Consider the following 20,259-nt stretch of genomic DNA (forward strand, 5'->3'; position numbering starts at 1 on the left):
CCTGCCGAAAGTCACTCAGGAGTTGATTGTATCAACCAGCAATACATCATACACTGTAGATAACAGAAAGGTTGTGAGAGCATGCTGCAGATTGGAAAGACGATTTTACGTGAGCGGAAGCGGCGCCAGATCACTCAGGACACGCTGGCTGCCTATTGCCGGGTTTCGAAAGCCTCCGTTTCCAAATGGGAGAAAGAGCAGAGCTATCCGGATATTACGCTGTTGCCGAAAATCGCGGCCTACTTTGAAATGACGGTGGATGAACTGCTCGGCTATGAACGGCAGCTGTCGAAGGAGGAAATTCAGAACTGCTATCATTCATTTGCCGAACGTTTCGGAAAAGAACCGTTTGACACCGTGCTGCTGGCCGTTGAAGAGAAGGTGAAGGACTATTATCACGAACCGGCACTCCTGCTGCAGATGAGCATTTTACTGCTCAATCATCATATGCTCAGTACGGGCGGAGCAGCGATTCTTCAAAGGGCGGATGAGTGGCTTGAACGAATCCGCAATGTAAGTGAAGATGTCTGGATGCTGCGGCAGGCAAATACACTGCAGGCGACCGCCGCGTTGATGCAGGCAGATCCCGAAACGACACTGCGGCTGCTCGACGGCGTGGTCAAACCGATGATCGGGGATGAAATGCTGCTGGCGAAGGCCTATGAACAAGTGGACAACAAAGAGGAAGCAAAGCGCGTAATCCAGGTCATGATGTTTCAGAATATCCTGCAGCTTGTCGGCAGCAGCCCGCTGTACTTGTCTCTGTCCGACTATGATTCCCCTTCATTCACTGAGACACTGCGTCGCACGAATGGATTGGTGGAACTGTATTCGCTGCGAAAACTGCATCCGAATGTATGCCTGCAATTTTATTATGGTGCAGCCCAGTGTGCAGCGCTGAATGGAGACCGAAAAACGCTGTATACCTATCTGACCCGGTATGTCGAAGGGTGTGTCAACGATATGTTCCCTTTTTCGCTGAGAGGAGACGCGTATTTTGATTTATTGGAAGACTGGCTGACGGAGCAGTTGGATTTAGGCACCAGTGCACTGCGAAATACGGAAGTCATTAAACAGTCAATGATTGAATCCATGGATGCACCTTTTTTTGAAAGTTTTCAGGAAGATCAGGAGATGCAGGAATTACGGGACCGCCTGCGATGGGGATTGGAGGAACAATCATGAATAAAGACTTCGATTTACTGATAGAATATCTTCCGTTTTTAGCACCATTGATTGTGCTGCAGATCGGGCTGGCGATTTTTTCAGCGGTTCATGTAATACGCCACCCTCACTACCGCTTTGGTAATCAAGTGATGTGGCTGCTTGTTGTTCTGTTTCTGCAGTTCATCGGTCCGCTGGTTTATTTTGTATTTGGAAGAGGTGATGGCCATGGTCGTGCAAATTGACGGGGTGACGAAACAGTTCGGTGACCGCACCGTGCTGAGCGATATTCATCTGCATATCCCGGCGAATTCGATATTCGGCTTTGTCGGGGCGAACGGCGCCGGCAAAACGACGCTGATGAAATGCATGCTCGGTCTGCTGCCGCTGAACGCCGGGACAATCACGGTGGCGGGTGAACAAGTACGGTTCGGCGAGACGCCATCGAACCGGCATATCGGCTATTTGCCCGATGTTCCGGAGTTCTATCCGTTTTATACGGCGCGTCAATACTTGGAACTGTGCGCAGTAATCACGGAGATGCCGAAGCAGGAACAGAAACCGCGGATTGATGAATTATTGGAACTGACGGGGCTCGCGGATGTCTCTTCCCTCATCAGCACATATTCAAGAGGAATGAAGCAGCGTCTCGGCATCGCACAGGCTCTGCTCAACCGGCCGAAACTATTGATTTGCGATGAACCGACATCTGCACTGGATCCGGCGGGCCGTGCACAGATCCTGTCGATTCTGCGGCAGGCCAAGGGCGAGACGACGGTGTTTTTCTCTACTCACATTCTGTCGGACGCAGAACACATCTGTGATCATGTCGCCATGCTGCATGAAGGGAAAATTATTTTTCAGGATGAATTACAGGCACTGCAGCGGCAATTTCAAGGCCAGTATGTCTTTGCTTTCAATGTTCCGGCGGCTCAGGCAAAAACACAGCTGCAGGATACTTCATTTGTCATGGAATGCAAAGTTGATCAGCTGATTGCTCACCTGCCTGATGATGCGTCGCGTCTCGCGTTCATGGCGGAGCTGACGAAACAAGGATTACTTGTGGAATCCATGCATCCGCAGACCCGCCTGCTCGAACAACTCGTGCTGGAGGTGCTCGGATGAACCGCTGGATCGGTTTTTTCAAGAAGGAATGGACGGAAAGTGTGAAGACGTATAAACTTCTTCTCGTACTGTGCATTTTCGGATTTCTCGGTGTATTAAATCCGTTTACTGCCAAGATCATGCCTGTCGTGATGGAAAACTTCCTGCCTGAAGGTACGGTCCTCAATCTGCCAGAACCGGTCGCCCTCGATTCCTGGCTGCAATTTTTCAAAAATGTGCCGCAGCTCGGGCTGACCGTTTTCATTCTGCTGTTCAGCACGATGATGTCCAAAGAGCTGGAAAAAGGCACATTGATTATTCTGCTGACAAAAGGTCTGCGCCGCAGCACCGTCATTACTTCGAAGTTCAGTCTGGCGCTCGGCTACTGGACGATGGCGCTGACGCTGAGTTTCTTCATTACGTATGCCTACACTGCATTTTATTGGGATCAAAGCGGACTGCCGCACCTCTTCTTCGCAGTTTGCTGCCTGTATCTATTCGGTATCCTGCTGCTGGCGGTCACGCTATGGGGCAACACGTATTTCGCTTCATCATACGGCGGCATTCTCGTGACATTTATCGGGCTAATCGTGTTATTCACCGTTTCCATCTTCCCGACCGACACGCTGTGGAACCCCTTAACGCTCGCAACCGCAGGCCCCGCATTGCTGACGGGTGAAATGGCTCCGGCAGATGTATGGCTCCCATTCATTCTGTCATTCGGGCTGGCTGGATTCTTCCTGTGGCTGACTGTCTCGCACTTTAAGAAAAAATTATTGTGATCGTTCGTTATAAACCTCTTTGAAAACGTTGACATCCGCCAAATAATATTGTAAATTACTAAAGGGCGAATAATCCCAATGAATTCAAATGAAAACATTCGTATATAGAGGTGAACGTAATGGATACAGTATTTGATTACGAAGATATACAGCTGGTCCCTGCAAAATGCATCGTGGAAAGCCGTTCTGAATGTGATACATCAGTTATGCTGGGCGGACATACTTTCCGGCTGCCGGTCGTGCCTGCTAATATGCAGACGATTATTGATGAAAAGATCGCGATCCAACTGGCAGAGGAAGGCTATTTCTATATAATGCACCGCTTCAATCCGGAAAAGCGCGTGGATTTCATTAAGGACATGCATAATCGCGGGTTGATTGCTTCTATTAGTGTCGGTGTGAAGGAAGAGGAGTATGGATTTGTCGAGCAGCTGGCGATTGACGCGCTCGTTCCTGAATTCATCACGATTGATATTGCACATGGTCATTCCAATCAAGTCATTCGCATGATCCAGCACATCAAAAAGCACTTGCCGATGAGCTTTGTCATCGCAGGAAATGTCGGAACTCCCGAAGCCGTGCGTGAACTTGAAAACGCAGGCGCTGACGCAACAAAGGTCGGCATCGGACCCGGGAAAGTATGTATTACGAAATTGAAAACCGGCTTTGGCACAGGCGGCTGGCAGTTGGCTGCGGTTCGTTTATGTGCAAAAGCAGCTTCCAAGCCAATCATTGCAGACGGCGGAATCCGCACACATGGTGATATTGCCAAGTCTGTGCGTTTCGGAGCCAGCATGGTCATGGTCGGTTCCCTGTTTGCAGGCCACGAAGAATCACCGGGCCAGACAGTAGAACAGGACGGCCAGAAATATAAAGAGTACTTCGGCTCTGCTTCTGAGTTCCAAAAAGGCGAGAAAAAGAACGTCGAAGGCAAAAAGATGTTCGTGGAATACAAAGGACCATTAAAAGATACATTGATCGAAATGGAACAGGATCTGCAGTCAGCTATTTCGTATTCAGGCGGTAAAACGCTGAGCTCAATCCGCAACGTAGATTATGTTATCGTGAAGAACTCCATCTTCAACGGAGATAAAGTATTTTAAACAGACTACACCAGGGCTATCCGAAAAGTCATCTTCATCTGACTTTGGGATAGCCCTTTTTTGCAGCTAAACAGGGTTTGGTGCGGTGAACAATGAGATTGGCTCGGTCATTAGTCGGTTTCGTGCGTTTCAACAGGATAAATGCGCGGTCTTCATAGTTTTTGGTTCGGTCCTGATGGTTTTTGGTGCGGTCCGAAGCTGCTTTGGCGCGTTGCTGCTGTATAGCAGGACGATTCATTTGAGTTTACTCTCCCCTGTTCGTAGAATGACAGAAGCAGGTAAAAGGAGTGATTTCATTGGATAAACAAAAAGAACAAATTAAACAGCAGGTGCTTGACGCGTTCCGTTTCAGACACGCGACGAAACTTTACGACGAAACAAAACTGATTTCAGATGAAGACTTCGAATATATTCTCGAAGCCGGCAGACTGTCCCCCAGTTCACTCGGCTCGGAACCGTGGAAATTCCTGGTTGTGCAAGATCCGGCGATGCGCGATAAACTCATGCCGTTGTGCCCGGGCGCAGTGGAAAAACTGAGAACCTCCAGCCACTTTGTCATCCTGCTCTCCCGCAAAGATGTGCGCTATGACTCTGCATACTTACGCAGTCAAATGAAAGATATCCAGCAAATGCCCGAAGAGGTTATTGAAACGGTTACAGGACACTATCAGAATTTCCAGGAACTGCATCATCTTTTGGAAAATGAACGTACGCTGGCCGACTGGTCTTCCAAACAGACCTATATTGCACTCGGCAATATGCTGACGGCAGCTGCACTGATTGGGATTGATTCGACACCTATGGAAGGTTTCAACGCAGACGAACTGGAAAAACTGCTTGCGGCGGAAGGTTTGCTCGGGAACGGAGAATTCAGACCTGCCGTGCTGGCGGCGTTCGGGTACAGAAAAGACGAACCCGGGCGTCCGAAAATGCGCCGTTCTTTGGAGGAAGTTGTTACATTTGTTTAAACCGATTTCCAATTCATGAATAGTTTACCCATTTATCTTACAATGATATATTTAAGTTCTCGTTACTCTGCGTTTTTTCGGTCCGACGAGGAGGGACGCTTATGTTAAAAAAGAGAGTATGTCTACCAGGAAAACGCTGCAGAATTTATCATTTATCATAATAATAGGTTCGATGTTTCTTTTACTTCATGTCACCGGACTGGCAAGAAGATTTCCTAAAGAGATGTTGGATGCATTCCAGTTGGCGGGCATCCTAATTGCTTCATTGTTAAAGGTAAACAGTGAAATGTATAACATTGTCCTCCTATAAGTGAAATTTTTGAGGATGAAAGATGAGGTTGTAAAGTAAACAGGTGCATTTCCGTTACGGGTATTCTATAATCGGGCCATTTTATTGTAAAGGGGGAAGACATTTGGAGCGCCGTATATTCAAATTCCTGTTATATTTTTTAGTTCTTTTCACCGTAAACTTGGTGATTAATGCTGTGTTTAAACATGATTTGAATGTATCAACGGCATTTTCAGTTGCGTTAGGTGTTAGTTGGGGAATTATCTACTTTGGTCCATACGTGTACGGGAAATTTAGTAAGAGGTAAGCACATACTTAAACAAATGGGCGCAATTCTATGTGCGACACGTTCCTGGCTCAAATGAATTGTGGTAAACACAATTTCAATAAAGGCCAGGCGATTTATATTTTAAATTGAAGGATATTATCGAGAAGTCGAATGAAGAGGTAACGCTCTGAAAGGCTTCCCCTGCGTCGAGTAGCACGCTGCTTAGTAAGGAAACGCGTGTTATAAGCTCGGCTAATAGGCGTGAGAATTTACCGTAACAGTCCGGCTGACGAAAGCCTACCCGATGGGGTGGTGTAAATCATGGTGCTTGGGTTGAACAGATATGGTGAGAATGGCAATGTAAATACAATAAGATACTGTATTGCTGACGAACTTCCGAATGTACGGGTCTAGACGCGCGTTATATAGAAATGTATTTACTACCAAATGTAGGGTTAGCTGTGGATGAGTAAGAATCTAGAATATAAAAATCCATCTTGTGTTATAGGCGCATGCAATGCTAACAGGCTCATAGGAAGCACCTAAGTTTGTTCCATAATAGACAATATTCAACGTGGTAAGCTGATGACGTGGAGGGCTTACTCCCTGTGAAGCGTTGAAAAGGAAAATAGTCGCGAGACTAGCGGATATATAACTTTTCTTTATATCAGTGAAAGTGGTGGCACGGTACCATAGAAGCGTGTAATGAACGTGGAGGGACAGCCACTAGACTAATAAAAGATTCATTCACCATGCAAGACAGTTCTTCAACGATTAATAAGGTTCTTGTAAGACTAATAGAGGTTCAGCTCCTAAAGGAGCCACCGACTTGTTAAAACGAAAGAAACTGAGACACAACGAGTATTATAATATGCAGATTCATTTTGATTCTCTATATGCTCAAAGTGCTAATGGTCAAAATTTTTATGGTTTACTCGATATAATGCAATCTGATGAAAATATTCGATTAGCTTATCGCAATATTAAACGAAATACTGGTAGTAAAACAGCCGGATATGACGAAAAAACGATTGATGATATAAAACGACTGTCTGTATCAGAGGTTGTATCTACGATACAACGAATGTTTGAGCACTATACCCCAAAAGCAGTTCGGCGGGTATTCATTCCAAAGCCAAATGGAAAAACACGCCCTCTGGGTATTCCAACAATCTGGGATAGGTTGTTTCAACAATGTATCCTGCAAGTGCTTGAGCCGATATGTGAAGCGAGGTTTTATAAACATAGCTATGGTTTTAGACCAAACCGCAGTACACATCATGCGAAGGCTAGGCTTGAAACTCTTATCAACCGTGCTTGCCTATACCATTGTGTAGACGTCGACATAAAAGGCTTCTTTGATAATGTAGATCACGCCAAACTATTAAAACAAATGTGGACGCTTGGCGTCCGTGATAAAGCACTGCTTTCCATTATCTCACGTCTATTAAAAGCTGAAATTATCGGAGAAGGCATCCCAACGAAAGGGACCCCGCAAGGGGGGATACTATCTCCCCTTTTATCTAACATTGTATTAAATGAATTAGACTGGTGGGTCAGTAATCAATGGGAAAGCTTTGAAACAGATAAGCCATACAAATCAAAATTAGGCAGATATAATGCATTAAAACAATCGAATCTAAAACATTGCTATATCGTACGATACGCAGACGATTTTAAAATCTTATGTCGCACTCGTGCTCAAGCAATTAAGATGTTTTACGCCGTAAAGGATTTTCTTCAAACAAGACTGCATCTTCAAGTTAGTGATGAAAAATCAAAAGTAATCAACTTAAAGAAAAATTCTTCAGAGTTTCTAGGCTTTCGGTTTAAAGCTCATCCAAAAAAGACGAAAAAGAGAACTCTCTATGTTGCTCACTCACACATGACAAAGAAGGCGCTTGAAAATGCTCACGCAAAAGTGAAACAAGCAATCAAGTCGATTCAGAAACATCAATCAATAGAGAACGTTTGGCGCTTCAATACAGTTATAATGGGCATACAGAATTATTATTCTGCAGCCTCACACATCACAGATGATTTAAATGAGTTGAGCCACCGTCTCCACAAATCGTTATATAATCGTTTAAAAGAAATGAAACAGGAAGCAACGTTTCGGGACTTCACAAATTCCCTGCAGAAAAAATATAAGGGATATGAATGTAAGCTGTATAAAATAAAAGGAATGGTTCTTGTACCAATCCATGCCCAACGCTGCAAGGTCAATCTAAACTTCTCCCAAATAATCTGCAACTACACGACCGTTGGTCGGGATAAAATTCATCAAAATCTGCGGGCGATTGATAAGCTAATACTCGCTTATGTGATGAAACAATTTATACCAACCCGCTCCATTGAATATAACGATAATCGGATTAGCCGTTTTATCGCACAATATGGAAAATGTGCTATTACGGGAGTTGAATTAGGTCTGGATGATTGGCATTGTCATCATAAGACTCCATACCATCTTACACAGGATGATTCATACGGAAATTTAATGATATTGCATAAGACAGTTCATCGTCTTATTCATCTTAAAGACCACCAGAAGATACGAATGTCCTTAAACATGCTTAGGTTAAATGAAAAACAACTTACAGAAGTGAACAAATTGCGCAAGCAATGTCTGAACGTAGCAATCTGATTCTACATTTCATCTTGCTGAATACATAAAAATATTGAATGAATTGGATTAGTTGGAACGCCGTATGCGATGAAAGTCGCACGTACGGTGTGAAGTGGGGGAAAAGCCGGAGATAACTTCAAAGGCTTACCTATCACTATAACAAGGATTTGTGTCCGTTCATTAATCGGGCCAGATTGTTCAAGGTAGATGAGGGGGATAGACATTGAATAAAGTAGTAAAAGGATTACTGATTTTAGGCAGTTTAGTACTCGCAGTAATTTTGATTTTTGTAATAATTTTTTGGATAGAGATGTCGCCTAATAAATCCGAAGAAGAAAAAGTGAAAATGCAAGCCGAGGAATTTTTAAATTCTAACTATGATGGTGAATATGAAATATACGATGTGTTGTATGATAACATGGAAAACTTCAATTATTTTAAATACGCTGCAAAGGTAAGAGATAAGTCCAATGGAGAAGATTTTCTGGTTTATTATAATGACGAACTTCAGAAAATGGAAGACTCTAGGGAAGCTGATAAAAGATACAATGAGATTAAAAATAATGTGGAACCAAAAGTGAAGAAGTTTATTGATGAAAACATTAACAAAGAAAATGTGACATCTGTTCACTATCTACCTAAACGTGATGTATTAGTAAATATACGTTTACTTGAAGATCAGAAGGAAAATCAGGAAAAATATTATAATTTAATTACAGAATATCTAAAAGATGAATTGGGATATCCAAATGCTGACGTAAATTTAATATATGAACAAGAGATTAATTAAGAAGATATATCGCAATAGGACGCGTTACTGAATAATCTTCGAATTGATCGGAGCGAAAGCCGGCTGCAGTGCGCTCAACGAGTTCCAAACACAAGCCTCTTTTGGCACGATGTTAAATGAAAAATAAGAGCGATACTATACAAGATTGCTTGTATAGTATCGCCCTTTACTATTTTAGTGCTTAACTGACATGAATATCATATTATTTGCTGTTATTCAACACTAGTTTTCTGCTCTCTAATCATTTTAAGTGAATACCAGCCAATTTCCTTAATAGCTTGAAGCTGTTGTTCAGCCGTAAGAGATGTAAAAGGGACACTGTCGGTATGTAAATCACTGAAATAAGCTACATTTCTTTGTTCATCCAAATAGTAGTGAGCCATTTCTTTTGTCACTTGCTTCTGTTGGTCAGAAGAGAGCGCAGAAAAAGCATAATCATATTCGGAACCGTCGGAAAAAGTGGAGCCTCCCTTTTTTTCATCTGCTGCAATCTGTGTCTTTACTGCACCAGTAACCTCTGGTGTAATTTTCGCAGCCCAAACAGCTGTAGATGTACCAAGAGCACCAATAATAAGAATTGTAATTACTGTCATAAATTTAGTATGTTTTTTCAATTTCTTTACATTCAACATCATCGTCAACCTCCTCTTTAACTGTATTCCATCATCTGATAATGAAGAGCAGAACTTTATAGGCAATCCTCTACACCCTATCATGACGTTCAAAATCGTTTCGCCGTATCTTTTACGCTCGTCATGAGACATATCCTTTACAACTTCTGCATCGCAGGAAAGTTCACTCCACGTATGAATGTCCTTACGAAGCACGTGAACAAGAGGATTGAACCAATGGATGGCCCCAGCGCTTAGAACAAGCATCTTCACCCATAAATCCTTGCGCTTGAGATGAACTAATTCGTGGCGAATGACCATACCTAAATCCATATCCAGTTTATCGTTCGCAGGAAGTAAAATGGTTGGCTTTAGCAACCCGACCAAGACGGGACTTTTAATACTTGAATTATACTTAATTCGTACAATTTCTTTTATCCCTACTACTTGCTTCATATAAATAAGCTGTGTAGCTGCTTCGCTATCATTCGAAACAGGCATACTGGATGCTCTTATATTTTTTAAAAATCTTTGATAGCAGTAAATTTGCCAAATAATAAAGGTCAGAACGCCTGTTGCCCACAAGCTTAATAATACTGCAATTATCTCGAAGGAAATAATATATTCTGGGATCAACCGTCTAATGTTTCCAGCAGCTGTTTCCGGTATAAGTGTAACCGTTCCGGAAGCAGTCCCGATCTGCCCTGACTTGAAACTCACGAATGTCATGAGTCGTTCCGCTATAAATGCTATAGGAAATACATAGAAATAAACAGCCGTCTTTGCAATTATATAACGTACTTTTGCAGGGAAAACATCAGGTGAAATGAGACTCATCAAAGAGATGCAGCATACAATTATACTGCCGCTAACCGTGAGTGTGACAAGAAGTTCTAGAAATAAACTCATTTGGTTTTCACCTATCTTTCTGAAAACCATTGCTTCAATTCTGCAATGTCTTCACTTGAAAGCTTTTCACCATCATACAACGCTGAAATCAAATTTTTGACCGAGCCCTCATATAACCCATCTAGTACATTTTGTGTTTCTTGTAGTTTGTAATCCGCTGATGAAATGCAGGGCACATAGGTATTGATCCGGCCCCGTCTTGTGACATGTAAAAATCCCTTTTCTACTAATCTGGATAAAAATGTGGAGATTGTCTGGGACTTCCACTCTCTTCCCTTTGTGGAGAAGGTATTCAATAATTCTCTTGAAGTGACAGGTTGTTCATAACCCCAAATCTCTTCCATTAATTCTATCTCAGTATCAGACAACTTCTGTAAATAATTCAAAGTGTACACCTCTTTACTTAGTGTTATGCGTCCATAACAATTAAACCACTACAACTTGTAGTAACAATAATATACTACAAGTTGTAGTGACTGTCAAATAAGCTAATAATTACTGCACTGTTGCAATTGAACAAAAATAAAAACATCAATGAATTCAACTCCATTGATGTTTTTATTTCAGAATCGTTACTCATTATCTTTTCTTTTTAACCCTTCAATCTCCTCGCTCGTCAAGAAGCGCCACTGGCCCCGCGCCAATGAACCGAGCTCAATATGCTTGATCCGCACCCTCTGCAAATGCGTAACTGTATACTGGAAACGGCGGCACATTCTGCGAATTTGCCGATTCAGCCCCTGAGAAAGCGTGATGCGGAATGTATAGTCATCCTGCTGAATTACCGGACAGGGATTTGTTCTTGAATAGCCCTTTTTCCTCGGATTATAAATATCCACACCGCTTGAGAGGTCTGCTATGAAATCCTCTGTAATCTTTTTATCGACTGTCACGATATATTCCTTTTCCTGCTGATTTTCTTCCTTCATTAACTCATTTACGATACTGCCGTCGTTAGTTAATAAAATCAGGCCTTCTGTTTCTTTATCCAGCCGGCCCACCGGGAATATACGTTCGTGATACGCCACAAAGTCAATAATATTATCCGCAATGCCGGGTGAAGCCGTACAAATAATTCCGCTTGGTTTATTCAGCATCATATAAATATTCGGCGAAGCATGTGTAATGACCTGGCCATCCACTTCCACCTGATCATTCTCTTCAACAAAATACACATGCGGTGCAATCTCCCCGTTCACCTGAACCTTTCCGGCTGAAATATACCGCTCCGCCTGCCTTCTGGAACAGAAACCCGAAGAACTGATAAATTGATTTAACCTCAACGCTTCCGCTCCTTGTCTGTCCGCAGCTTTTTTCTATCATATCATGTAGTGTATAGAATAAGGTACTTGGTCCCTGTACAATTTAGAAACGTTCTTGAATTATGGGTGACTAGTTCCCATTTATTCTTTCAATCAGACCGGTCAGGAAATTCATTTCTCTGACCAGCCTTTTTTGTTTGTTTAGAGAAGGCGAAGTTGACTGAACCGCTTAATAATTCAGTCGTTTATGGTATATTTAGGTAAAATGGTATAGAAACGGAAACTGCTGAAAGGAGTTCATTTCATGGCTGAATATTTCAGGAGTGGATGGAGGAAATATCCAAAGATCTTTCTCGGCTTTCTCATCGGATTTATCATTGCAGGATTGGTTTTTGAAAATCCGGACTATAAAACAGGAATCACTGCTGCAGCCATAGGGTTACTGATCGGTGAATCTTTGATTTTTATTGGCTGGCTGAAAAGTCCAGGCAGGCGTTCATGAAAAATGTTTAGTTTGCGGGGGTGAATACGAGATGGCCAGATATAAAGTAAGAGAATACCTTGAAATACTTGTGATGACTCTGATTATAATTGCCATGGTGCTTATTTTTGATTTTTCCCGCACTGCGCTGATTACAGTCTTCACAGTGGCGGTAACAGTCATTGTGCTTAATGCATTTAGTACAAAAGAAAAAGCAACTCCCACCCGTAAGCGATTGTATGCCGGAACCTTTGGCGTTTTCGCCTTCTTAGCTATAGTGATATACTTCTTCAAATTGCCTTCCGAGATGTATATCATGATAGGCGTGCTGGCCCTTTCGAATATTTTCATTTATGAATTGTTCTACTTGTTGTGGAGGAAGTAGTGAGTTGTAAAAGTTTTTGGGCATGCCGTGTTAGAACAAGTTACTCATAAAAATGATAGAACTATAAATGAAATAAATAAAATTACCCTAACAGTTAAATGGTGATATGGGTGAATATGGCGGTTGGTTAATGAACACAGACTATAAAACTTTAGGGGAAGAATTAGACGATCATAATAAATACGCAAGTGATAAGTATATCCTGAAACAAACAAAGGACGGGAAGGTTGTAGATTCCTATGAAGGCAAGAAAAATAGATAGTAAGGTGCCGGGCTCCTATACATTATGGTGTAGAAGTTACTGAAGGAGGGCAAAATGAAGAATCAAATATTATATATTTTAGTGGGAATACTCCTAGTATCCCAAGCGGTTTCATTTTTTAAAATCAACAATCTGCAAATGCACATAGAAAATACAACTGCTGAAATGGAGCATTGGAATAACAGCGTAAGAAATGACATGAATATGATTTCTTCTAATGTTGACGACATGTTAAAACAAAAGGCGAGCCTTATTGAAAGTGCTGCTACCGAATTGGGAGCGATTAATGCAGAAGAGCTTACATTGCCCCTAACCTTCACTCTAACACCGAAGGAGGTCAGTCAACACACTGTTGTCAGTCTGGATTTTGACGGCGAGCTATTCCCTATGCAAAAAAGCGGCACCACTTTCCGCATAACTGTTTCCCGTGATATTTTTGGTGATGCACTGCCCAAAATTGTGATTAATGAACGGGGTGTAATGAAAACCACTCAAGACGACCGAATTGGTATGGAGAGTATAAAAGAGGTGGTTTTCCCAACGCTTATTCCAAGTTTTGAGGGTGAAGAGCGATACAATGACAATATTTATTGGAAAAAAGGAATTCTTAGTGCAGACATTCAGAAAGTAGAATCAGAGATAAAATTCACTGACATACGTGTCGTTAGCAAAGTAGATGATCATGTGATTTCTGATAAAAAAATCCCGCATGACATGTTTTCTGAAGGCTATGAAACGGATGAAGAAGTAACATTAGGCGACGGGGAGATTTATACGACGACAATCATAGCGACAAATAATATAGGGTTTGAACATCACTATATTGTAAATCGCTGGATTCAAGGTACTGAGCCTCCAGGAGAACCAATAGAACACGAACAAATTTACTCTGCTGATGGAAAGCTGCTTTGGGATTCCCGTGTCGAATAAAAGTCTTTTCATTACATTGATCTAGATAGAACTAGATCTACAGCCCGCTATTTCTTATCCTGTGTAAAACACAGACTATGATTGTTGTAACTAAACTGTAGAAACAAAGTCTAATGCAAGAAGCGGGTGGTGAAAAGAATGACAAATACTAAATTGGCAATTTTGACATCTGTGTTTATTTTAGCGTCTGTCATTTACAGCTCGTTGACACACAAGCCTTTATATCAGCTGACTTCCTATCTTGACCATGCGACCATAATGATGTCCATCATCACGTTAGGCATTCATTATAATGCGGTAAAAGAAACACCAGGTCGTAAACGATTGATTTTATTCAGCCTGTCCATACCGGTTTCTGTCATCATCTATTTTACAATCGGCCTCGTCTATTGGATTAACAATGGTGTAAATTAAATCTATTCAGGAAGGATGAAGGAAGGGATGACACATGGTATTTTTCAAAAAGATGAATGATCAGGAGTTGATTAATTCAAAAAGGGGCATCACTATTGGTTTTTTTGCGTATATGCTCGTCTCAGCGATAAACTACTTCTACTATTTAGCAAAAGACAGCATTTTATTCTCGCCGGGTATGATTTTTTGGAGCGGCCTATTAGCTTTCTTTGCGGGGGAATTTATTTTTAATATGAAAGATCAATTGAGTAAAGCAAAATCCAGCACATATGAATGAGTTTATTGCCCAGAAGTACATTGAAAATAAGGTAACTGGTCCCCCTACAACTTAGAAAGAATTCAAAACTGTACTTGGAGTTGCGTATGAACCAAGCAGCATGGAACATTAGTGCGGCGAACAGCCAATTTGGTGCGGTCTGGCATCACTTTGGAGCGCTGCGGTATTTATCTCACTGCATTTCATTAGAAAAGGCTGCCTTGGAAGCAACTTTCACTTCCCGGACAGCTTCTTTTGTCATACCTGCACTTCCTCATCCTTTATCCGAAACTTATTCTCAAATAAACTTGCCATCAGCGCCCCGATGGTCAGGTTCATGACCATATTGGCAACAGCCGGCACGGCAGCAAGCGAGCCGAAATGTTCCATTGCAAGCGTCGCAGCCAATGCGGAGTTGCAAATTCCCGTGTGGAATAAAATCGCCCGCGCATTGCGTTCCGGCACGCCGAGCCATCTGGCAATGAAGTAACCCGACAGCATTGGAATGCAGACTTGCAGGGTAACCGCCACGAAAACGAGCGGCAATACAGATAGATTTTCCGATAACGCCTGCTGTGCGTTCGAAATGACGGAGAGGATAACGACAAATAGCGCGAGCTGCGATAAAACCGGTGTATACGGTTTGACGGTTTCCACTTGTTTCTGCCATTTCCATTGCACTAGCAGTCCCGCCAGTAAAGGCAGGAATACGATATATATGATATTAAGGAATAAAGGCCAGAATTCAATCGGGATAAAGCGTCCTGCGAATACTTGCAGCAGCACAGGCGTCAGCACAGGCGAAATGAACGTGTCCAGTGTGGCCATCGTAATGCTCAGCGCAACTTCTCCGCCTGCAATGAATGTATAAATATTCGCGGATGTTCCGCTTGGCACCGTTCCCGCCAAGATAATCCCTGTTGCAATTTCGGCTTGATTGCTGAAGAACACATAGGCAATTCCGATTGACACGCCAACCATGATTGTCCATTTCAGAAATACACCGAGCAGCGCATACTTCGGATTTTTAATCACTTCGAGCAGCTTTTCCCAAGACAGCGACAGTCCCATCAGGAAGAAGATGGTCCCCAGTCCGAAGCCGGTCAGCTGGCGGATGGAAATGAAAGCATCCGGAATGGCGTAGGCGATTATCGATAACAGCACAATCCAGATGGGCAGATATTTAGAAATGATTTTAGAAATTACCGGTATGATTTTCACAGACAACTCTCCCTAACGAGCAAAACTTGCACCTGGCATCAGTATAGCATGCCAGGTACAAGCCGTTAACCCATAAAAAGAATATTCAAATATGGTGCTATGAGCGGCTGGCCCCTGTGTACGAGCACCTACGGGGTGTTTATGATCACGCAGACGCTTGTTATGAGCGTCCGTCGACTTTCTATGATCACTCGCGAGGTGTCAATGAGCGCTCAACCGCTTTCTATGATCACGGGCACATCGAACACTCCCATTTGTCAGCACTTGCTATAAATATACGCCCCATCCTCCAAATGATCCAAATCCACTGTGTCACCGATCTTCACACCAGAATTCATCCGCACGGTCACTTTCACTGGCGCTTCATCCAGCTGGACGAGCGCAACGGTATAAGGCGCTAGATGCGCAAATTCAGCAGGCGCAATATGGATGTCTGTGTAGCTGTAGACACTGCCTTTTGATGACAATTCCTTTTCTTGCAGTTGTCCGGTTCCACAACTTGGACATCTGTACTTATCCGACACGCTGGCATATTCACACTGATCACATTGATAAACCTTCATCCCTTCTTCACAACCTTTCTAAAATATGAACTGTGGAATAAGAGCCGGTTCCGCCCAGATTCTGCGCAAGTGCCAGCCGTGCGCCTTCGACTTGATTCGGCGCTGTCCCGCGAAGCTGCCGGACTAAATGATAGATCTGCGCAATGCCTGTTGCACCAATCGGATGGCCGCGTGACAGCAGACCTCCGCTCGTATTGACAGGCTTATCGCCGGTTGCTTTCGTTCGTCCCTGCTCCACCGCAAGCCAGCCTTCCCGTTTACGGAAGAAGCCGAGCTCCTCTGTCGCAATCATCTCTGTCATGGAGAAACAGTCATGGATTTCCACGACGTCTATATCTTCGGGGCCGACTCCTGCCTTTTCGTACGCCATACGGCCGGACTCCCAAACAGCAGGCAGCGCCAGCAGATCATCTGCATCCTGCATTTGTGTAGGTCCCGAACTCTGTGCTGACGAACGAATATGAATCTTTCCTTTTTTATTGGAAATAATTAAAGCTGCTGCCCCATCCGTTGTCGGTGAACAGTCAAACAGACCGAGCGGTGACGTGATAATCCGCGCACTCATGATTTCATCCATCGTCGTCGGCTTTTGGAACTGCGCCAACGGGTTGTTCAAGGCGTTCTCGCGATTCTTCAGTGCAATCATGGCCAGATGTTCTTTCGTGGCATCTGTTTCATGGAAGTACCGGTTTGCAAGCACTCCGAAGAAACCCGGGAAGGTCAGTCCCGCCTGCTTTTCATTGGAATCCGTATCCATTGCAGCGTTGATGGCCTGCGTGACGTCCGCTGTGGAGGCGTGTTTCATCTTTTCGACGCCCGCCACCAGCACCGTCTCGTACTCGCCGCTCAGGATTCCCATAATGCCTTGACGGAGAGCGATGCCGCCTGACGCGCAGGCTCCTTCCACTTTGGCTGTCGGAACGTAGCCGAGGCCCAGTTCATTCGCGACAATTGCGCCCAGAATTTCTTGATTGGAGATGGAACCGCCCATGAAGTTCCCGACGAATACCGCATCAACTTTCGGATTTCCCGCGTCTTCCAGTGCCTCAACACAGGCATCCAGAAGGAGCGATTTCATCGATCGATCCACAAATTTACCGAACTTCGTCATTCCGATTCCCTCAATATATACATTCGTCATGATTGCACCTCCTCATGCTGACTGCGCAGCTCCCGCTTCAGTATTTTGCCGTATGAGCTTTTCGGCAGTTCTTCCACGATATGGATTTCTTTCGGCTTCTTGAAACTGGCCATATGATCGAGGCAAAGCTGGATCAAGTCTTCATTCGTCACCTCAGCCGTGCCGTTCGGAACAACATACGCGATGACGTTCTCTCCCCACTTGTCATCAGGCACGCCAATGACACATGTCTCCTTTACGCCGGTATGTTTATTCAGCACTTCTTCCACTTCTCTCGGATAAATATTGACGCCCCCTGAGATGATGACGTCTTTTTTCCGGTCGACAATATGAACATAGCCTTCGTCACTTTTCCAGCCGAGATCGCCTGTCTGCAGCCAGCCGTCAATCAGTGTATCATTCGTCGCCTGCTCATTATTCCAGTAGCCTTTCATGACAAGTGACCCTTTGCAGACGATTTCTCCGACTTCCCCTGCCGGCAGTTCTGTCCCTTGGTCATCAACAATTTTCACATCAACAAACGGTCCGACACGTCCGCAGGATTCCAAATGATCTCCCAGTTCACGTTTCGGCATCATTGTAATGCACATGGGGGCTTCCACCTGCCCGAATGTCTGGGCAAAAATCGGGCCCGTCAGAGCGAGCGCTTGCTCGAGTTTACTCGCCGCGATAGCTGATCCCGCCATGTTAATTGCTTTCAGCGTGGACAGGTTTTTCGGATCAAACTTCGGATGCTGAATCATCAAATTGACCATTGTCGGCACCAGGAAGATGACGGTAATATTTTCACGTTTCAAATCAAGTACGAATTCTTCCGGCTCAAAATTACTGAACACTACCTGTGTCAGCCCATACAGCCACGCTACATGTGATAAGAAATTACTGCCGTGCGTCAAGGGAGCGACGTGCCCGATGACATCGTCGTAACCCGTCTCGCAGACAAGGGCCAGTGACAATGCGCCTGCAATCATGTTGCGGTGACTCAGCATGACGCCTTTTGGATTGCCTGTCGTGCCGGATGTGTACATAATCGCAAAAATATCATCTTCATCGACAGCTGCAGCCGAATGAATGCCCTTACAGCTTTCTATCGCCTTTTCATACGCCTCGCCGATCGGCAGTGCCTGTAATTTCATATCGATCGGTTCGATCAACTGCTCTTCTCCAATCACCAGCTTCACATCTGCATCCATCAGCATGTAGGCATGTTCTTTTGGATGAAGTCTATAATTCAGCGGTACTTTGATAACTCCCGAAAGTGCTGCGGCCACATCCAGTTCAATGTGTTCCAGCCGGTTTGACATCAAAATTCCGAAACGGTCTCCTTTTTTCAGTCCGACCTTCTTAAAATAAGCTGTCAGAGCGAGTGCCCGTTCCATCATTTCCCGGTATGTAAATGAACGCTGTGCGTCTTTTACCGCTGTTTTATCCGGATAGGCAGCTGCTGATTTCATTGCCAATTTACCGATTGTCTCCAAAATTCTTCACTCCTTCTCTAAAAAGTGGAATACAGGGATACCCGAAATTTCATCCGGGCGCCGCTGCATGGCAGCATCCAGCAGGGGAAAAATTATAAACTCCACTGTGATGGCAATCGGATTTTCACCGCCGATGAAATGACCGCCATTGATATTTTTATTGCAATCAACGAATAATCCGTGAAAATGGACTTCCAGTTCTCCTTCTGCACTGTGACCGACAAAGCCCGTACCTGTCAGCAGTTCAACCGGAGTGTCCGTGACAATCCGATTGGAATACTGCAGGGACTTGTCCTCATTCTGATCCAGCTGTACGAATGTGGCGTGTGCGAGAGAGCCCATGCATTGAAACTGTGCCGCTTCCACGCTGTGCTCTTTGCATATTTCAATAATGCCTTCAAACAAATCAATATCTTTCTTCAAACGTCCGATGATGCGATTCGTCGTGCCGTCATACACCGCTTGAATACGATTATCCAAAACTGTACCCTCCATCAACTTTCAGAATTTGTCCTGTCGTATAGCTTGATTCGGATGATGCAAAATATAAAACAGCCTGTGCGATATCAGCAGGCGTGCCGATCCGTTTGACCGCCTGGCCGCTGACATCGTATTCAATACCTGCCGTAATCGCACTTTCAGTTGCCCCGGGTGCCACTGAATTACACGTGATCCCGTATTCCCCCAGCTCTTTCGCCACCCACTTCGTCAACGCAATTATTGCACCTTTGGAAGCCGAGTAGGCCGGCCCGGATCTGCCGTCTTTGGAACCGCCGGAGATGACGCCGCCATTCATTCCTGAAATCGAACTGATATTAATGATCCGACCGTACTTTTGTCCCATCATATGCGGATAAACAACGGCTTGAGTAAACAGGAATGCAGCTTTTGCATTTGTATCCATGTCGCGGTCCCACATATCAAGTGTCATGGTTTCTAAACTATTTCTGCTGCAAGTGCCTGCGTTATTAATCAGGATATGCAATTCGCCGAATGTATCGGATGCCCTCGCGATGACAGCGCTTACAAACTCACTATCCCGAATATCGCCCAGACACTCCAGGACTCCCGCTTCTTCACGTGATTCTTGAATGTCATTCAGAGTGCTGCGGCAGCTGTTTAAGTCGACTAAAACAACATTAGCTCCTTCTTGAGAGAGAAGGAGGGCCGTCCGGGCGCCAATACCGCTGGCTGCCCCCGTGACGATCGCTGTCTGGCCTTTCAGTTTCACAAGCATCCCTCCCTGTAT

The 20,259-nt window shown here is 44.1% G+C and carries 24 protein-coding genes; 14 read left to right on the plus strand and 10 right to left on the minus strand.

Going from position 1 to position 20,259, the window contains the following annotated elements; all coding sequences use genetic code 11:
• Positions 1–81: 81 nt before the first annotated feature.
• From NCCP2331_RS00270 to guaC, 5 genes are all read left to right on the plus strand, one after another.
• Positions 82–1,185 carry a helix-turn-helix domain-containing protein gene (locus NCCP2331_RS00270; protein ID WP_251667777.1) on the plus strand — a complete coding sequence of 368 codons (1,104 nt, stop codon included), beginning with the start codon at positions 82–84 and terminating at the stop codon, positions 1,183–1,185.
• The gene (locus NCCP2331_RS00275; protein WP_251667780.1) at positions 1,182–1,409 is read left to right on the plus strand and encodes a PLDc N-terminal domain-containing protein; all 228 of its coding nucleotides are present in this window, start codon (positions 1,182–1,184) and stop codon (positions 1,407–1,409) included. Before NCCP2331_RS00270 ends, NCCP2331_RS00275 begins: the two co-directional genes overlap by 4 nt.
• On the plus strand, positions 1,393–2,289 hold the full coding sequence (locus NCCP2331_RS00280; protein ID WP_251667782.1) for an ABC transporter ATP-binding protein: 897 nt from the start codon (positions 1,393–1,395) through the stop codon (positions 2,287–2,289). The genes NCCP2331_RS00275 and NCCP2331_RS00280 overlap by 17 nt, the downstream gene beginning before the upstream one ends.
• Entirely contained in the window at positions 2,286–3,050 is a 765-nt protein-coding gene (locus tag NCCP2331_RS00285) for an ABC transporter permease (RefSeq protein ID WP_251667784.1), read from the plus strand. Before NCCP2331_RS00280 ends, NCCP2331_RS00285 begins: the two co-directional genes overlap by 4 nt.
• Positions 3,051–3,169: 119 nt before the next feature.
• Positions 3,170–4,153, plus strand: a complete 984-nt coding sequence (gene guaC / locus NCCP2331_RS00290) for a GMP reductase (protein WP_251667786.1) — start codon at positions 3,170–3,172, stop codon at positions 4,151–4,153.
• Positions 4,154–4,187: 34 nt separating this feature from the next.
• On the opposite strand, the gene NCCP2331_RS00295 is transcribed toward guaC, so the two are convergent.
• Positions 4,188–4,391 carry a hypothetical protein gene (locus NCCP2331_RS00295; RefSeq protein ID WP_251667789.1) on the minus strand — a complete coding sequence of 68 codons (204 nt, stop codon included), beginning with the start codon at positions 4,389–4,391 and terminating at the stop codon, positions 4,188–4,190.
• A gap of 58 nt (positions 4,392–4,449) precedes the next feature.
• Between NCCP2331_RS00295 and NCCP2331_RS00300 the strand changes: the two genes are divergently transcribed.
• From NCCP2331_RS00300 to NCCP2331_RS00310, 3 genes are all read left to right on the plus strand, one after another.
• A complete protein-coding gene (locus NCCP2331_RS00300) occupies positions 4,450–5,121 on the plus strand; it encodes an NAD(P)H-dependent oxidoreductase (RefSeq protein ID WP_251667791.1) in 672 nt (223 codons plus the stop codon).
• A 1,386-nt stretch (positions 5,122–6,507) separates the two neighbouring features.
• On the plus strand, positions 6,508–8,325 hold the full coding sequence (gene ltrA / locus NCCP2331_RS00305; RefSeq protein ID WP_483882474.1) for a group II intron reverse transcriptase/maturase: 1,818 nt from the start codon (positions 6,508–6,510) through the stop codon (positions 8,323–8,325).
• A gap of 205 nt (positions 8,326–8,530) precedes the next feature.
• Positions 8,531–9,097, plus strand: a complete 567-nt coding sequence (locus tag NCCP2331_RS00310) for a hypothetical protein (RefSeq protein ID WP_251667794.1) — start codon at positions 8,531–8,533, stop codon at positions 9,095–9,097.
• Between the two features lie 212 nt (positions 9,098–9,309).
• Here the strand turns inward: NCCP2331_RS00310 and NCCP2331_RS00315 are convergent, their stop codons facing one another.
• The 3 genes from NCCP2331_RS00315 to NCCP2331_RS00325 all read right to left on the minus strand — a co-directional run bounded on the left by NCCP2331_RS00315 (position 9,310) and on the right by NCCP2331_RS00325 (position 11,900).
• Positions 9,310–10,617 carry a M56 family metallopeptidase gene (locus NCCP2331_RS00315; protein ID WP_251667796.1) on the minus strand — a complete coding sequence of 436 codons (1,308 nt, stop codon included), beginning with the start codon at positions 10,615–10,617 and terminating at the stop codon, positions 9,310–9,312.
• Positions 10,618–10,628: 11 nt separating this feature from the next.
• Entirely contained in the window at positions 10,629–11,003 is a 375-nt protein-coding gene (locus tag NCCP2331_RS00320; RefSeq protein ID WP_251667798.1) for a BlaI/MecI/CopY family transcriptional regulator, read from the minus strand.
• A 186-nt stretch (positions 11,004–11,189) separates the two neighbouring features.
• A complete protein-coding gene (locus NCCP2331_RS00325; RefSeq protein WP_251667800.1) occupies positions 11,190–11,900 on the minus strand; it encodes a pseudouridine synthase in 711 nt (236 codons plus the stop codon).
• A 283-nt stretch (positions 11,901–12,183) separates the two neighbouring features.
• Here NCCP2331_RS00325 and NCCP2331_RS00330 point away from each other — a divergent pair, with 283 nt between their 5' ends.
• The 6 genes from NCCP2331_RS00330 to NCCP2331_RS00350 all read left to right on the plus strand — a co-directional run bounded on the left by NCCP2331_RS00330 (position 12,184) and on the right by NCCP2331_RS00350 (position 14,628).
• Positions 12,184–12,381: a hypothetical protein gene (locus NCCP2331_RS00330; protein WP_251667802.1), complete on the plus strand. Its 198-nt coding sequence runs from the start codon at positions 12,184–12,186 to the stop codon at positions 12,379–12,381.
• Between the two features lie 31 nt (positions 12,382–12,412).
• Positions 12,413–12,745: a hypothetical protein gene (locus NCCP2331_RS00335; RefSeq protein ID WP_251667804.1), complete on the plus strand. Its 333-nt coding sequence runs from the start codon at positions 12,413–12,415 to the stop codon at positions 12,743–12,745.
• Positions 12,746–12,875: 130 nt separating this feature from the next.
• Entirely contained in the window at positions 12,876–13,007 is a 132-nt protein-coding gene (locus tag NCCP2331_RS18360; protein ID WP_264879185.1) for a hypothetical protein, read from the plus strand.
• 54 nt (positions 13,008–13,061) lie between these two features.
• Complete coding sequence (locus NCCP2331_RS00340; RefSeq protein ID WP_251667805.1) at positions 13,062–13,937, plus strand: hypothetical protein; 876 nt, start codon at positions 13,062–13,064, stop codon at positions 13,935–13,937.
• Between the two features lie 138 nt (positions 13,938–14,075).
• Complete coding sequence (locus NCCP2331_RS00345) at positions 14,076–14,351, plus strand: hypothetical protein (RefSeq protein WP_153721709.1); 276 nt, start codon at positions 14,076–14,078, stop codon at positions 14,349–14,351.
• A 34-nt stretch (positions 14,352–14,385) separates the two neighbouring features.
• Positions 14,386–14,628: a hypothetical protein gene (locus NCCP2331_RS00350; RefSeq protein WP_251667806.1), complete on the plus strand. Its 243-nt coding sequence runs from the start codon at positions 14,386–14,388 to the stop codon at positions 14,626–14,628.
• Positions 14,629–14,865: 237 nt separating this feature from the next.
• Here the strand turns inward: NCCP2331_RS00350 and NCCP2331_RS00355 are convergent, their stop codons facing one another.
• The 6 genes from NCCP2331_RS00355 to NCCP2331_RS00380 form a co-directional block, all read right to left on the minus strand.
• The gene (locus NCCP2331_RS00355) at positions 14,866–15,828 is read right to left on the minus strand and encodes a bile acid:sodium symporter family protein (protein ID WP_251667807.1); all 963 of its coding nucleotides are present in this window, start codon (positions 15,826–15,828) and stop codon (positions 14,866–14,868) included.
• A 257-nt stretch (positions 15,829–16,085) separates the two neighbouring features.
• Positions 16,086–16,391 (minus strand): Zn-ribbon domain-containing OB-fold protein, encoded by a 306-nt coding sequence (locus tag NCCP2331_RS00360; RefSeq protein ID WP_251667808.1) that lies wholly within the window; start codon positions 16,389–16,391, stop codon positions 16,086–16,088.
• 7 nt (positions 16,392–16,398) lie between these two features.
• Positions 16,399–17,532, minus strand: coding sequence for a thiolase C-terminal domain-containing protein (locus tag NCCP2331_RS00365; protein WP_251667809.1), 1,134 nt, complete (start codon positions 17,530–17,532; stop codon positions 16,399–16,401).
• Positions 17,529–19,010 (minus strand): class I adenylate-forming enzyme family protein, encoded by a 1,482-nt coding sequence (locus NCCP2331_RS00370; protein WP_251667810.1) that lies wholly within the window; start codon positions 19,008–19,010, stop codon positions 17,529–17,531. Before NCCP2331_RS00370 ends, NCCP2331_RS00365 begins: the two co-directional genes overlap by 4 nt.
• A gap of 6 nt (positions 19,011–19,016) precedes the next feature.
• On the minus strand, positions 19,017–19,490 hold the full coding sequence (locus NCCP2331_RS00375; protein WP_251667811.1) for a PPC domain-containing DNA-binding protein: 474 nt from the start codon (positions 19,488–19,490) through the stop codon (positions 19,017–19,019).
• A complete protein-coding gene (locus tag NCCP2331_RS00380) occupies positions 19,483–20,247 on the minus strand; it encodes an SDR family NAD(P)-dependent oxidoreductase (protein WP_153721702.1) in 765 nt (254 codons plus the stop codon). The genes NCCP2331_RS00375 and NCCP2331_RS00380 overlap by 8 nt, the downstream gene beginning before the upstream one ends.
• Positions 20,248–20,259: the final 12 nt, after the last annotated feature.

This window comes from Sporosarcina sp. NCCP-2331, assembly GCF_023707945.1.
Taxonomy (GTDB): Bacteria; Bacillota; Bacilli; order Bacillales_A; family Planococcaceae; genus Sporosarcina; species Sporosarcina cascadiensis.

Coding starts and splice junctions, on each gene's coding strand:
- NCCP2331_RS00270 (WP_251667777.1), top strand. CDS start 82: ATGCTGCAGATTGGAAAGACGATTTTACGTGAGCGGAAGCGGCGCCAG.
- NCCP2331_RS00275 (WP_251667780.1), top strand. CDS start 1,182: ATGAATAAAGACTTCGATTTACTGATAGAATATCTTCCGTTTTTAGCA.
- NCCP2331_RS00280 (WP_251667782.1), top strand. CDS start 1,393: ATGGTCGTGCAAATTGACGGGGTGACGAAACAGTTCGGTGACCGCACC.
- NCCP2331_RS00285 (WP_251667784.1), top strand. CDS start 2,286: ATGAACCGCTGGATCGGTTTTTTCAAGAAGGAATGGACGGAAAGTGTG.
- guaC (WP_251667786.1), top strand. CDS start 3,170: ATGGATACAGTATTTGATTACGAAGATATACAGCTGGTCCCTGCAAAA.
- NCCP2331_RS00295 (WP_251667789.1), bottom strand. CDS start 4,391: ATGAATCGTCCTGCTATACAGCAGCAACGCGCCAAAGCAGCTTCGGAC.
- NCCP2331_RS00315 (WP_251667796.1), bottom strand. CDS start 10,617: ATGAGTTTATTTCTAGAACTTCTTGTCACACTCACGGTTAGCGGCAGT.
- NCCP2331_RS00330 (WP_251667802.1), top strand. CDS start 12,184: ATGGCTGAATATTTCAGGAGTGGATGGAGGAAATATCCAAAGATCTTT.
- NCCP2331_RS00335 (WP_251667804.1), top strand. CDS start 12,413: ATGGCCAGATATAAAGTAAGAGAATACCTTGAAATACTTGTGATGACT.
- NCCP2331_RS18360 (WP_264879185.1), top strand. CDS start 12,876: ATGAACACAGACTATAAAACTTTAGGGGAAGAATTAGACGATCATAAT.
- NCCP2331_RS00340 (WP_251667805.1), top strand. CDS start 13,062: ATGAAGAATCAAATATTATATATTTTAGTGGGAATACTCCTAGTATCC.
- NCCP2331_RS00345 (WP_153721709.1), top strand. CDS start 14,076: ATGACAAATACTAAATTGGCAATTTTGACATCTGTGTTTATTTTAGCG.
- NCCP2331_RS00350 (WP_251667806.1), top strand. CDS start 14,386: ATGGTATTTTTCAAAAAGATGAATGATCAGGAGTTGATTAATTCAAAA.
- NCCP2331_RS00360 (WP_251667808.1), bottom strand. CDS start 16,391: ATGAAGGTTTATCAATGTGATCAGTGTGAATATGCCAGCGTGTCGGAT.
- NCCP2331_RS00365 (WP_251667809.1), bottom strand. CDS start 17,532: ATGACGAATGTATATATTGAGGGAATCGGAATGACGAAGTTCGGTAAA.
- NCCP2331_RS00380 (WP_153721702.1), bottom strand. CDS start 20,247: ATGCTTGTGAAACTGAAAGGCCAGACAGCGATCGTCACGGGGGCAGCC.